The sequence below is a fragment of the Streptomyces sp. NPDC046909 genome (assembly GCF_040644695.1).
Lineage (GTDB): Bacteria > Actinomycetota > Actinomycetes > Streptomycetales > Streptomycetaceae > Streptomyces.
In genome coordinates, this window is the sequence record NZ_JBEYXC010000002.1 from 582,065 (window position 1) to 594,196 (window position 12,132).

11 protein-coding genes are annotated in these 12,132 nt (G+C 72.3%); 7 read left to right on the forward strand and 4 right to left on the reverse strand.

What is annotated here, in order from left to right; all coding sequences use genetic code 11:
* The first annotated feature begins 9 nt into the window (after positions 1 to 9).
* The 3 genes from ABZ928_RS06915 to ABZ928_RS06925 are packed head-to-tail and all read left to right on the forward strand — an operon-like array spanning position 10 to position 3,076.
* Positions 10 to 1,422: a glutamine synthetase family protein gene (locus tag ABZ928_RS06915; RefSeq protein ID WP_361515539.1), complete on the forward strand. Its 1,413-nt coding sequence runs from the start codon at positions 10 to 12 to the stop codon at positions 1,420 to 1,422.
* A gap of 1 nt (position 1,423) precedes the next feature.
* Positions 1,424 to 2,524, forward strand: coding sequence for an amidohydrolase family protein (locus tag ABZ928_RS06920; protein ID WP_361515541.1), 1,101 nt, complete (start codon positions 1,424 to 1,426; stop codon positions 2,522 to 2,524).
* Positions 2,525 to 2,539: 15 nt separating this feature from the next.
* Entirely contained in the window at positions 2,540 to 3,076 is a 537-nt protein-coding gene (locus ABZ928_RS06925; RefSeq protein ID WP_361515543.1) for an NUDIX hydrolase family protein, read from the forward strand.
* A gap of 10 nt (positions 3,077 to 3,086) precedes the next feature.
* On the opposite strand, the gene ABZ928_RS06930 is transcribed toward ABZ928_RS06925, so the two are convergent.
* Positions 3,087 to 3,419, reverse strand: a complete 333-nt coding sequence (locus ABZ928_RS06930) for a DUF2218 domain-containing protein (protein WP_361515544.1) — start codon at positions 3,417 to 3,419, stop codon at positions 3,087 to 3,089.
* Between the two features lie 207 nt (positions 3,420 to 3,626).
* On the opposite strand from ABZ928_RS06930, the gene galE reads away from it, so the two are divergent.
* Positions 3,627 to 4,682, forward strand: coding sequence for a UDP-glucose 4-epimerase GalE (gene galE, locus ABZ928_RS06935; protein ID WP_361515546.1), 1,056 nt, complete (start codon positions 3,627 to 3,629; stop codon positions 4,680 to 4,682).
* On the opposite strand, the gene ABZ928_RS06940 is transcribed toward galE, so the two are convergent.
* From ABZ928_RS06940 to ABZ928_RS06950, 3 genes are all read right to left on the reverse strand, one after another.
* The gene (locus tag ABZ928_RS06940; RefSeq protein ID WP_361515548.1) at positions 4,630 to 6,480 is read right to left on the reverse strand and encodes a glycoside hydrolase family 15 protein; all 1,851 of its coding nucleotides are present in this window, start codon (positions 6,478 to 6,480) and stop codon (positions 4,630 to 4,632) included. The genes galE and ABZ928_RS06940 overlap by 53 nt on opposite strands.
* Positions 6,481 to 6,498: 18 nt before the next feature.
* The gene (locus ABZ928_RS06945) at positions 6,499 to 7,464 is read right to left on the reverse strand and encodes an NAD-dependent epimerase/dehydratase family protein (RefSeq protein ID WP_361515550.1); all 966 of its coding nucleotides are present in this window, start codon (positions 7,462 to 7,464) and stop codon (positions 6,499 to 6,501) included.
* Positions 7,465 to 7,678: 214 nt separating this feature from the next.
* A complete protein-coding gene (locus tag ABZ928_RS06950) occupies positions 7,679 to 8,533 on the reverse strand; it encodes a hypothetical protein (protein WP_361515552.1) in 855 nt (284 codons plus the stop codon).
* A 78-nt stretch (positions 8,534 to 8,611) separates the two neighbouring features.
* On the opposite strand from ABZ928_RS06950, the gene ABZ928_RS06955 reads away from it, so the two are divergent.
* Genes ABZ928_RS06955 through ABZ928_RS06965 form a run of 3 tightly spaced genes read left to right on the forward strand, consistent with a single transcriptional unit; the run spans position 8,612 to position 12,128 of the window.
* On the forward strand, positions 8,612 to 10,009 hold the full coding sequence (locus ABZ928_RS06955; protein ID WP_361515554.1) for a hypothetical protein: 1,398 nt from the start codon (positions 8,612 to 8,614) through the stop codon (positions 10,007 to 10,009).
* Positions 10,009 to 11,004: a hypothetical protein gene (locus ABZ928_RS06960; protein ID WP_361515556.1), complete on the forward strand. Its 996-nt coding sequence runs from the start codon at positions 10,009 to 10,011 to the stop codon at positions 11,002 to 11,004. The genes ABZ928_RS06955 and ABZ928_RS06960 overlap by 1 nt, the downstream gene beginning before the upstream one ends.
* Complete coding sequence (locus ABZ928_RS06965) at positions 11,001 to 12,128, forward strand: glycosyltransferase (protein WP_361515558.1); 1,128 nt, start codon at positions 11,001 to 11,003, stop codon at positions 12,126 to 12,128. The genes ABZ928_RS06960 and ABZ928_RS06965 overlap by 4 nt, the downstream gene beginning before the upstream one ends.
* The last annotated feature ends 4 nt before the right edge of the window (positions 12,129 to 12,132 follow it).

Genomic DNA, 12,132 nt, shown 5'->3' on the forward strand with positions numbered 1-12,132 from the left:
GGAGGACGTATGACCCCCCTTGCTGACCTCGCCGACCCCGTACCCGGCGGACGCCCCGGTGACGTCGAGCGCGCCACCGCGCTGAGCGGCGAACTGTCCGGGAGAGGCGTGCACGGGATCGTGCTCTCCTACGTCGACACCGCGGGCGTCGGCCGGGTGAAGACGGTCCCGACGGCGAAGCTCGCCTCGGCGGCGGCCTGGGGTGTCGGCATGTCCCCGGTCTTCGACACCTTCCTCGCGAACGACTCCATCGTCACCACCGACGTCCTCGGCTCCCCGGACGGTGACCTGCGCCTCTACCCCGACCTCGACCAACTCGCGGTCCTGGCCGGGCAGCCCGGCTGGGCCTGGGCGCCGGTCGACCGCATCACCCAGGAGGGCGAACGCCACCCGGGCTGCACCCGCACCCTCCTGCGCCGGATCGTCACGGACGCGGCGGAGCGGCACGGCATCAGCTTCAAGGCGGCCGTCGAGATCGAGTGGGCGGTCGGCCAAGGCCCGTCGGCGGACGGGGAGTTCGTCCCCGCCCTGTCGGGTCCCGCGTACGGCGCGATCCGCCAGGTCGAACTGAGCGACTGCACCGCCGACTTGCTGGCGGCCCTGGCGGCGCAGGGCGTCGACGTCGACCAGCTCCATCCCGAGTACGCGGCGGGCCAGTTCGAGATCTCGGTGGGCGCCCTCGACCCGGTGGCGGCGGCCGACTGCAGTGTGCTGGTACGGCAGACGATCCGCGCGGTGGCCGGGCGCCACGGTCTCGTGGTGTCGTTCGCCCCGGCGGTCTTCGCCGAGGGCGTCGGCAACGGCGGCCACCTCCACCTCTCCGCCTGGCGCGAGGGCGTGAACCTCCACACCGGCGGTGACCGCAGGTACGGCATGACGGCGGAGGCGGAGGCGTTCGCGGCCGGGGTGCTGAGTCACCTGCCCGCCCTGACGGCGGTCACCGCCCCCAGCCCGGCCAGCTATCTGCGTCTCAAACCCTCCCAGTGGGCAGGGGTGTTCACCGCCTGGGGCCGCGAAACCCGCGAGGCCGCGGTACGGATCGTCACCGGCACCCTGGGCCTGCGCGACCAGGCCGCCAACCTGGAGGTCAAGCCGGTCGACCTGGCCGCCAACCCGTATCTGGCGCTGGGGAGCGTCATCGCGGCGGGCCTGGACGGCGTCACGTCGGCGGCGAGGCTGCCCGAGGAGATCACCGGTGACCCCGCCCGCCTCACGGCCGAGGAGGCGAAGGCGCGTGACGTACGCCGACTGCCGACCTCGCTGACCGAGGCGGTGACGGAGTTCCGCGCCGACGGCGTACTGCGCGACGCCCTCGGCCCGGTCCTCGCCGACGCCGTCATCGCCGTACGAGAAGGAGAGATCGCGGCCGTCCACGGCTGGGACCCCGAGCGGATCGCGGCGGCGTACCGCTGGAAGTACTGACATGAGCGCGGTCCACGAGGCGCTCGCCGCCCTGAGCCTGGTCGACCACCACTGCCACGGTGTGGCCACCACCGACCTGGACCGGCCCGCCTTCGAGTCCCTCCTCACCGAGGGCGACCGCTGGCCGGGCAGCTCGCCCTTCGACACCCCCGTGGGCGTGGCGGTACGCCGCCACTGCGCGCCCCTGCTGGACCTGGACCGGCACGCCCCGCCGGAGGAGTACCTGTCGCGGCGGGCGGAGGTCGGCTGGCAGGAGGTGAACCGGCGCTTCCTGGCCGCCTCGGGGACGGGCACGTACTGCGTGGACACGGGATTCGGCCCGACGGAACTGGCGGCCGACGACGTGTACGAGGTCGTGCGGCTGGAGAGCGTCGAGGAGGCGCTGGCGGCCGAGGGGGTGGAGCCGGACGCCTATGCGGAGGCCTTCGGCTCGGCCGTGCGGACGGCGGTGGGGCGGCCGGGTGTGGTGGCGGTGAAGTCGGTGGCGGCGTACCGGACGGGCTTCGAGCTGGACCCGGCGCGTCCGTCGGCGGCGGAGGTCGAGCGGGCGGCTCGGGACCGGCTGGCGGCGGGCGGCCGCCTGGAGGACCCGGTCCTGGTCCGCAACCTGCTGTGGACGGCCGTCGACGTGGGCCTCCCCCTGCAGCTGCACACCGGGTTCGGCGACAACGACATCCGGCTGCACCGGGTGGACCCCACCCATCTCACGGACTGGCTGCATCTGACAGCGGGCACGATCCCTGTCATGCTCCTGCACTGCTGGCCGTACCAGCGCCAGGCGGCCTACCTGGCGGCGGTCTTCGAGCAGGTGTATCTGGACGTCGGCCTCACACTCCACCACGTGGGCCCGGCACGGGCGCGGGCGGTCCTTGAGGAGGCACTGGAGATCACACCGTTCCGCAAACTGCTGTACAGCTCCGACGCGTACGGTCTCGCGGAGTTCTACGCGCTGGGCGCGCTGTCCTTCCGCCGGGGCCTGGGCGAACTGCTCCAGGACCGGGTGGCCGCCGACGAACTGAGCCCGTCCGACGCGCTACGGCTCGCGGAGTGGGCGGGAGCACACAATGCGCGCCGGGTCTACCGCCTTTCCGGCCCCTCCTGAAAGTATGATCAAGCAATGTCTGACATGACCGAAACCACGCCCGGCTGGCTGACGACGGACGACCTCGAGCAGGCGCGCGCCCGGATGCCGATCCTGTACGTCGAGGCCGTGCCCGTGCGGGTCGACGACAGCGGCGAAGTCACCAGCGTCGGCCTGCTGCTGCGGATCGGACCCGACGGGACGGTCAGCCGGACGCTGGTCTCCGGCCGCGTGCTGCACCACGAGCGCGTCCGCGACGCCCTCATGCGCAACCTGGAGAAGGACCTGGGCCCGGTGGCACTGCCCCGCATCCCGGCGGCCCCGCAGCCCTTCACGGTGGCCGAGTACTTCCCGACGCAGGGCATCACGCCGTACCACGACCCGCGTCAGCACGCGGTGTCACTGGCCTACGTCGTCCCGGTCACCGGCGACTGCCGCCCCCGCCAGGACGCCCTGGACCTGGTCTGGTTCAGCCCGCAGGAGGCCGTGTCGGAGGCGGTCCAGAGCGAGATGCCGGGCGGACACGGCGTACTCCTCAAGCAGGCCCTGGCCCACCTGGGCTGCGCGGTCTGAGCAGCTCCGGTCAGCTTTCTTCGGCCTTGCGCTGGCTCGTGCCCGGCTCACCGGTGTCCCGCTTCCACTCGACGACCAGCTCGTCCTTCGTCCCGAAGCGGACCAGGTGCCGTCCCACCACGTCCTCCAGCACGGCCAGCACCTCGGCATCACCCGCCTCCACGACGAGCAGCAGCGCACCCTCGACGGCGGTGAGGGTGCCGGTGCCGCCCTGGAACACGATGCCGCCCTCGCCGGTGTCCTCGTCCCAGGTGGTCGTGGAGCGGCGGCCGAGGTGGGAGGCGAGCTGCTTGGCGTAGCGGGCGGGGCGGTCGGTGGCGACGCGGGCTTCGGAGCGGGGCATGGTGGCCTCCCGAGGTGGCGGGTGCACGAACGGTTCGATAGTGCCGCAGCGACACACCCGACACGCGCGCGGGCCCTCCCTCACGTCCGCACGCTATGAGTGCGCGGCAGGTTGCGCCGGCAGCGCTTGACGCTCGGGGGCAATGAGCGGAAAGTGGGACATATACGTCGTAAACGTACGGCGTCATGGAGTGAAGGAACCGGGCTCATGAGCCCACCGTCGACCGTGCTCGTGACCGGCGGAGCCGGTTTCATCGGCAGTCACGCCTGCGTCGAGCTGCTCGACCACGGCTACGAGGTGATCGTGGTCGACGACTACTCCAACAGCACCCCGCAGGTCCTGACCCGGGTGGAACGGATCGCCGGGCGGTTTGTGGGCGCCGTCTACGAACTGGATGTGCGCGACCGGCGGGCGCTGTCGGCCGTCTTCGACCGGCACGCCGTGGACGCGGTGGTGCACTTCGCCGCGCGCAAGGCCGTCGGCGCCTCGACACGGATGCCCGCCGAGTACTACGACACCAATGTCGGCGGCACGACCGCCCTGCTGCGGACCATGCAGGAGCACGGTGTGCACCGGCTCCTCTTCTCGTCCTCGTGCGCGATCTACGGCGACGCCGGTCCCGGCCCGCTCGACGAGTCCGCGCCGGCCCGCCCGACCAATCCGTACGCCCTCTCGAAGTGGCTCTGCGAACAGATCCTCGCCGACCTCTGCGACCGGCGCCCCGAGTACACCGTGCTGAGCCTGAGGTACTTCAACCCGGCCGGCGCCCACCCCAGCGGACTGCTCGGCGAGGACCCCCGGGGCGAGCCGGACAACCTGATGCCGTACGTCGCCCAGGTGGCGGCCGGCCGACGGGAGCTGCTGCGGGTGTTCGGCGGTGACTATCCCACGCACGACGGCACGGCGGTCCGCGATTATCTGCACGTCATGGACACCGTCGAGGCCCACCGCGTGGCGCTCGACCACCTCGCCGACGCACCCGGCATGCATGTGTACAACCTGGGTGTGGGCAGGGGCAGTTCGGTCCTGGACGTGGTCGCCGCGTACACGGAGGCGGCCGGCCGGGAGGTGCCGTACGAGATCGTGGCCCGGCGGCCCGGTGACGTGGCCGACCTCGTCGCCGACGCGTCGGCCGTGGACCGCGCCTGGGGCTGGCGGCCCACCAGGGACCTGGCCGACATGTGCCGGGACTCCTGGCGGTTCCAGCAGCTCAACCCGCAGGGGTACGCGGGGTCGGCGCGGCATTCAAACGGGAAGCGGTGAGGGGAGCGGAGGGCCGGGGAGCCGTGAGGGCGTAGGCCGTCTCGACCAGGGCGATGTGGCTGAACGCCTGGGGAGCGTTGCCGAGTTGGCGTCCTGCGGCCGGGTCCCACTGCTCGGAGAGCAGACCGACGTCGTTGCGGACGGCGAGGACGCGCTCGAAGGCCTCCCGGGCCTCCCGCCTCCGGCCGGTCGCGGCGAGTGCGTCGGCGTACCAGAGGGAGCAGGCGAGGAACGCGCCCTCGTCGCCCCGCAGTCCGTCCACGCCGTGCGCGCCGGGGCCGTCGGGCGCGTACCGGCGGATGAACCCGCCCTGGTCGAGGCCGCTCATGGCACCGACCGTGGCCCGCACCCGCGCGTCCCCGGCGGGCAGGAAGCCGAGCCGCGGGATGAGCAGCGCCGAGGCGTCCAGGGCCGGAGAGCCGTAGGACTGCACGAAGGAGCGCAGGCGCGGGTCCCAGCCCTCGCGGCACACCTGCCGGTGCACCTCGTCGCGCAGCGCCCGCCACTGTCCCGAGGCGCCGTTCCTGCCGAGGAGGCGGCCCATGCGCAGGGCGCGGTCGGCGGCCACCCAGACCATGACCTTGGAGTGGACGAACTGGCGTGCGGGGCCGCGGACCTGCCACAGGCCCTGGTCCGGTTCCCGCCAGTGCGCCTGGAGGTGCCCCATCATCGCCTCCACCAGGTCCCACAGATGGGCCGGCAGGGGAATGCCCGCCCGGAGCGAGAGATGGAGGGTGTCCAGGACCTCGCCGTACACATCGAGCTGGAACTGGTTCACGGCGGCGTTCCCGAAGCGGACCGGCCGGGATCCCGCGTAGCCGGGCAGCCAGGGCGCCTCGGTCTCCGGGAGCAGCCGCTGGCCGCCGACCCCGTACACGGTCTGCAGGGCGGCCGGGTCGCCCGCGATGGCGCGGACCAGCCAGTCGAGCCAGGCCGTCGCCTCCTCGCGGTAGCCGCTGCGCAGCAGACAGGACAGGGCGAGGGTGGAGTCGCGCAGCCAGCAGTACCGGTGGTCCCAGTTGCGCTCGCCGCCGAGGCAGCCGGGCAGCGAGGTCGTCGGGGCGGCGACGATGCCGCCGGTGGGCGCGTAGGTGAGCGCCTTGAGGGTGATGAGGGACCGCACCACGGCGTCCCGCCACGGCCCCTCGTAACGGCACTGCCCGCTCCACTGCCGCCAGAAGTCGGCGGTCTCCTTCAGCACGGTCTCCGCGGGGACGAACAGCGGGGCGGGCGGTTGGGGCAGATGGGAGGGCGCCCACACGAGGGTGAGGGCCACCTTCCGTCCGGCCGCGACGGTGAAGTCCAGCACGGTGGCGTCCTGGCCGTGCCCGGCCCGCACCGGGCCGTCGGCGTTGAGCCACACGGCGTCGGGCCCGGCGACCGCGACCGTGCAGCCGTCGCTCACCCGCACCCACGGCTGCACCCGGCCGTGGTGAAACCGCAGCCGCAGCTCGCTGCGCATCGGCACGGCACCCGAGACCCCCTCCACCAGCCGTACCAGGCACGGCAGTTGGGTGCGCGGCGGCATGAAGTCCGTCACCCGCACCGTCCCGGCCCCGGTCTCCCACTCCGATACGAGGACCAGCGTGTCCGGCTCGTACCGGCGGCGGGTGCAGGGGCCGCGGGCCACGGGGGACACCCGCCAGTAGCCGTTGTCCCGCGTCCCCAGCAGGGCGGCCAGACAGGCGGGTGAGTCGAAGCGGGGCAGGCACAGCCAGTCGACGCGGCCGGTGGTGCCTACCATGGCGGCGGTCTCCAGGTCGCTGAGGAGGGCGTAGTCCTCGATGGGCGCGTTCATGACCGAAGTCGCTCCCCGTCACGCCGCCCCCTGCTCGGACCGCTGCAGCAGCGGTTCCCACCAGGAGCGATGTGTGCGGTACCAGGCGACGGTCTCCGCGAGTCCGGTCGCCAGGTCCTTGTCCGGTGCGTAGCCGAGTTCTGTGCGGATCTTCGTAAAGTCGGCCGAGCAGCGGCTGTCCTGGTCCTCGGAGGCTTCGACGGACTCCACCATGTGCCAGTACGCGCCGCACTCGCGCAGCAGCAGGCCGGTCAGTTCACGGTCGGACAGTTCGTTGCCGCCACCGATGTTGTACACCTCGCCCGGGCGGCCGTGGGTGCGGACGAGTTCAACGCCTCGGACATGGTCGTCGATGTGGATCCAGTCGCGGACGTTCAGGCCTTGGCCGCGCAGCCGCACCGGTCTGCCCTTCAGCAGACAGGCGATGGACATCGGCACGACTGCCTCGGGGGACTGCTGAGGTCCATAGGTGGCGGAGCAGCGGACAACCCGTACGTCCAGGCCGTGGGTGCGGTGATGGGCGAGGGCGATCAGGTCGGCCGCGGCCTTCGAGGCGGCGTACGGCGAGTTGGGGCGCAGCGGATCGGTCTCGGGGCACGAGCCGGCCCGGATCGATCCGTAGACCTCGTCGGTGGAGATGTGGACGAAGGTGCGCAGGCCGTCCCGGAGGGCCGCGGCCAGCAGGGTGTGCGTGCCCATGACGTTCGTACGGAGGAATCCGTCGGCGTCCGGTCCACAGGGCCGGACGGGCGACTGTGCGGCGAAGTGCACCACCTGGTCGTGCTCGGAGACGAGCTTGCCGACGAGTTCCGCGTCGCAGATGTCGCCCCGGACGGAGGTGAACCGCCCCGCCGCCTGCATCTCCTGCCGGTCCAGGACGGTCACCGCTACACCCGGCGGGCCGTCCGGACCGAGCAACGCGCGGACGTAGTGGGAGCCGACGAATCCGGCTCCGCCGGTGACCAGGATGCGGGTGGTGGTCATGACGGGACCTGTGCCTTGCTGCGGGCCCGGCGCCGACGGCGACGGCAGCTGCGCCGTCGGCGCCTCGATCCCCGCGGAGGAGGAAGCCGTATATTTACGCTGTATACGTACATCATGACCCTGCAGCCCGTCCGGGTCAACCAGCACCGCTCTTGACACCATCCACAAGGGGGATAAAAGTGTATATATACGCTGTAAACGTACGGGGGCCGAGCTAGGGAAGTGGAAAAAGCTCGTGCGGTGCGTCGTTCAGCCTCTTCAACACCCGGAGCAGCTCCGGGTGGTCGGCCAGTTCTCCGCCCCGGTACTCCCAGGAGAAGGTCAGCTGGCCCACCCAGTCGGAGCGCTGCCACTGGGCGATCATGCCGGAGAGCTCATCGGCCGTGGGCCAGCGCCACTGCTCGAAGGAGAACGCCTGGAGCATCCCCATGTACCTGGTGACACCGACCTCACGCAGCCGGTCGAGGGTGCGGGGGATCTTCGACCAGTCGCACGCCTCGCCGACCAGACACGGGTACACGTTGACACTCATCACGTCCGTCGCGCCGCGGAACGCCGCGAAGTGCTCGGGCCGGTCGACGTTGACGACCGTGAAGCGCTCGGTGTCCGGGTCGAGGGCCCGTACGAGCGCCGCCCGGTCGCGCACGTCCGCGGCGGCCAGGGGGCAGTTGAGGTCGGTGTTGGGCTCGTCCGCCACGAAGTAGCCGGCGACCCGGGGCGAGCGCGCCAGGCCGTACCGCTCGAAGCGCTCCCTGACCTCGGTGTCGCTCCAGTTCCAGACGCAGCGCTTCTTGTCGTACCCGCCGAGCCACACCAGGGCACGCTGCCCGGTGCCGATCTTCGAGACCTGCTCGGGCGTGACGTCGGCCAGCGAGTAGCCGTACCGCGCGGTGGCCGGGTCCGTGGTGTTGAGAGCGACCGAGAGGAAGCCGCCCGCGAGCGCGGTACCGCTGGGCTCGCCCGGCGAGGAGGTCTCCTGACAGGAGAGCGTCGCCGCCGGCAGCAGACCGGCGAGGAGCAGCGCGCAAAGCCGGGGGCGCCACCTCCGCCGGGCGTGGAGATCGAGCATCGACATGTCTCCCGTGTGCACCGGACGGTTTCGCGAATCAGAACAAAAGCCTTTTTTCGAGCCTACTGAGGATGTGCGATGGAATTCAACGAAGCTCTGCGCCGCACCGTCGGTGGACACTGGCGGCTGCTCGTGCTGTTCGTCGTCCTGCCGATGCTCGTCGTGGGCGCTCTCGAACTCCGTGACGGACGGGCGTACGTCTCCAAGGCGCGCGTCCAGGCCTCCGCCACGCTGCCCGCGACGGATGTCCAGGCCAACGCCATGCTGAGCCGTGTGAAGGCCGTCGCCACCAGCAGTTCCGTCGTGTCGACGGCCCTCAAGGAGTCGAAGGTCACCGATCGCACCCCGGCTCAGGTGGCCAAGGAGACCAGGGTCGCCCGGCTGGGCGGCTCTTCGGTGTTCACCGTCAAGGTCACCGACGCCGACCCCAGAACGGCGGAGAAGCTCGCCGGCGCGGTGTCCGAGGAACTCGTGGCCTTCTTCAACGGCACAGGAAACCTGCTGGTCACACAGCTGACGGACCGTGAGGGCACCCTCCACGACGAGCGGGTGCGAGTCGCCGGTGAACTGCCGGGTGCCAAGGACGCCGCGGAGTCCGGACGGCTCACCGCCGAACTGAGCTCCCTCGACCAGCAGATACTCGATGTCCAGGCCTCACTGCGCGCGGCGCAGGCGGCCGGCCTCGGCGACCGGACGGCCTCGCTCCTCTCCCCCGCCAGCGACGCGGTCTCCGTGGCGCCGCTGAGCGGCACCGACCTGGCACTGGCCGGGATGGGTGGGCTCGTCGCCGGACTGCTCCTGGTGACACTGCTCGAGGTGCTCAGGCCGCATGTGGCGGGGCCCGGCGCGTTCGCCCGCGAACTCGACGCCCCCGTACTGGGCCGGCTCCGCGCGGCCGACCGGTCCGACCACAAGGCCGATGTCGGCGCACGGCCCTCGTTCGACACCGAGACGGTCGTCGCACTCCGCCGTGCCGTCACCCGCACCAGAGCCGGGACTGTGGTGCTGACAGGACCGGCCGGTGAGCAGCGCATGAGCGCCCTCGCGGCGGAACTCGAAGCGGGCCTCGACCTGTCCGTCGCCCCCGTCGCCAAGGCGGAAGCGGTGCTCCGGGACGGTCGCCCCAGCGGAGCACACTCCATGGGGCCGATGCCCGACGGCAACGGCGGGCAGGAGCGCTCCGGGCTCATCCGCACCCTGACCACCTCGCGCATCCGTGAGGCGACGGCCCTCACGGACGGCCGAACGGCGTCCCGGCCCGCCGTCGCCGTCCGGGTGCGCGCGCTGCACCAGGTGGACGACGTCTCCGACGGCGCCCACCACGCCCTGGTCGCGGTGGAACCCGACCTCCCGTCGCACACCGAGCTGCGCAGGGTGCTCAACCTCGTGGCCACGACCGGGTGGCAGGTCATCGGCGTCCTGGGCGATCCCGACCGGCGCAAGGAGCGCAGGGCGAAGCGATCGGAGCTCGACTGATGCACGCTCACCTGATCCAGGCTGGGGAACGCCTCCTGCTGGACTGCCCATCGACCCAGCTGTCCCGGTTGCTCGTCGAAGGCGGGGCCGGGGCATGGCGACCGGGCGGCCCGGACAGCACCGACGTGCATGTCGAAGTGCAGCCGCGGCACGGCCCGTTCGATGTGCGCGGGTGGACGCCGCTCACCCGCGGCGGATACACCCGGGACGGCGCGGTGGTCCTGGGCAACGCCTGCGGCAGCGGCTTCGACCTGAGACTGACGGCCGATGCCCGGCAACTGCGGGTGGAGGCCCGATGGCACCCTCCGGCCAGAGAGCGCCTCGCCGCGCGGCTGCTGCGGTCCCGCTTCCACCTGCTGGCACGAGCGACGCTGCTCCAGTACCCGGCGCTGTGGTGGGCCGGCTGCCGGGGCCGGGTGCCGGTGCACGCAAGTGCGGTCACCGTCGGCTCGGCGGTCCCCCTGCTGGCCGGGCCGGGCGGGACCGGCCGGTCGACGCTGGTGCTGGGTGCCGTCACGGCCGGCGGGCACGCCTGCTCCGACAACCTGTGCGTCACCGACGGCCGCGCTGTCCACGGCCTGGTCGAGCCGATGCGCATCCGGGACGGCGGCGGCCGGCGCATGTCCTACGGGCGCACCGAGCGTCCGCTGCCTGGGCGCGTGGACACCCTGCGCCCGGACCGGCTCGTGGTCCTGCGCAGGACCGGCTCGGGCCGACCGGCGGTGCGTCCCCTGGACCCCGTCCAGGCGGCACGGTCCCTGGTCACCGGCACCTACCTGGCCGGGGAACTGCGCCGTTACTGGTCCTTCTCGGCGGCCCTCGCTCTGGGGACGGGGCGAGGGCCCGCCCACCCTCCGATCACTGCCACGGCCCTGGAGATCGCCCGGCGGCTTCCGACGCTCGAACTGACGCTCGGCGACCGGTCGGAGGAGGGGCTCGACGCGCTGTACCGCCTCGCCGCCGAGGCCCCGCGGCAGGTGGAGGCGACGCCATGAACAGACTGCGGGTGGCCACCGTCATCACCCGGTTCGAGGCCGGGGCCGGCATCGTCGCCCTGCGCGGTGCCCAAGCGCTGGATCCGGCCGCGTACCGCACAACGATCGTCACGGGCCAGGGCGACCGGCTGCTCCGCCTCGCCGCCGAGTCCGGCATCGAGGTGGTCGTCGAGCCGGCCCTGCGCTCGCCGATCGCACCCGTCGACGACCTGCTCGCACTGCGCCGGCTGACCCGGCTGTTCGCGCGGCGGGAGTTCGACGTCGTGCACACGCACAGCGCCAAGGCGGGAATACTGGGGCGGTTGGCGGCCCACCGGACCGGGGTGCAGCGTGTCGTCCACACGTTCCACGGGCTGCCGTACCACGAGTTCCAATCGGCCGCCCGGCGCGGCGCGTACATCGGGATCGAGCGGCGGGTCGGGCGTCTCACCGACGTGGCGCTGTGTGTGGGCTCGGCCGTGTCTGTCGAGGTCGTGCGCAGGGGCCTGGTGCCGCCGGAGCGGGTCCGCACCATCGGTGTCCCGGTAGAACTCGACGCACCGGCCAGGACGCCCGCCGCCCGGATCCGGGCCCGCGACGCGCTCGGCCTGGCCGGGCGGGGCCATGTGGTGGGAGCCGTCGGACGGCTCGCCTACCAGAAGAATCCCGAGGCCTTCGTCCGCGCACTCATCGCGCTGGGCCGGTCCGATGTCACCGGCGTGTGGATCGGTGGGGGCGAACTGACCCGGTCCGTACGGGAGTTGATCACCAGCGAGCGGGCGCCGGTGATCCTCGCCGGGGAGCGCTCCGACGTACCCGATCTGCTCCCGGCCTTCGATGTGTTCGCCCTGCCGAGCCGGTACGAGGGGCTCCCGGTCGCCGTCGTCGAGGCGATGGCCTGCGGGATCCCGGTCGTGGCCACGGCCGTCAACTCGGTACCGGACGTGGTGGTACCGGGCCGGACCGGTCTGCTCGTGCCCCCGCAGCGGCCCGACCTGCTCGCCCGCGCGGTCGGTCATCTGCTGGACCATCCGCGGGAGGCGGACCGGCTCGCAGCCGAGGCCAGATCCCTGATCGGCGACGGCTTCAGCGGCAAGGCGCTGGGCGAGGAACTGGCCGCCGCCTACCACCCCGAACCCATCTGATCCG

What these genes read in the sequence shown, in the direction of transcription:
- ABZ928_RS06915 (WP_361515539.1), top strand. Translation starts at nt 10, where the DNA reads ATGACCCCCCTTGCTGACCTCGCCGACCCCGTACCCGGCGGACGCCCC.
- ABZ928_RS06920 (WP_361515541.1), top strand. Translation starts at nt 1,424, where the DNA reads ATGAGCGCGGTCCACGAGGCGCTCGCCGCCCTGAGCCTGGTCGACCAC.
- ABZ928_RS06925 (WP_361515543.1), top strand. Translation starts at nt 2,540, where the DNA reads ATGTCTGACATGACCGAAACCACGCCCGGCTGGCTGACGACGGACGAC.
- ABZ928_RS06930 (WP_361515544.1), bottom strand. Translation starts at nt 3,419, where the DNA reads ATGCCCCGCTCCGAAGCCCGCGTCGCCACCGACCGCCCCGCCCGCTAC.
- galE (WP_361515546.1), top strand. Translation starts at nt 3,627, where the DNA reads ATGAGCCCACCGTCGACCGTGCTCGTGACCGGCGGAGCCGGTTTCATC.
- ABZ928_RS06940 (WP_361515548.1), bottom strand. Translation starts at nt 6,480, where the DNA reads ATGAACGCGCCCATCGAGGACTACGCCCTCCTCAGCGACCTGGAGACC.
- ABZ928_RS06945 (WP_361515550.1), bottom strand. Translation starts at nt 7,464, where the DNA reads ATGACCACCACCCGCATCCTGGTCACCGGCGGAGCCGGATTCGTCGGC.
- ABZ928_RS06950 (WP_361515552.1), bottom strand. Translation starts at nt 8,533, where the DNA reads ATGCTCGATCTCCACGCCCGGCGGAGGTGGCGCCCCCGGCTTTGCGCG.
- ABZ928_RS06955 (WP_361515554.1), top strand. Translation starts at nt 8,612, where the DNA reads ATGGAATTCAACGAAGCTCTGCGCCGCACCGTCGGTGGACACTGGCGG.
- ABZ928_RS06960 (WP_361515556.1), top strand. Translation starts at nt 10,009, where the DNA reads ATGCACGCTCACCTGATCCAGGCTGGGGAACGCCTCCTGCTGGACTGC.
- ABZ928_RS06965 (WP_361515558.1), top strand. Translation starts at nt 11,001, where the DNA reads ATGAACAGACTGCGGGTGGCCACCGTCATCACCCGGTTCGAGGCCGGG.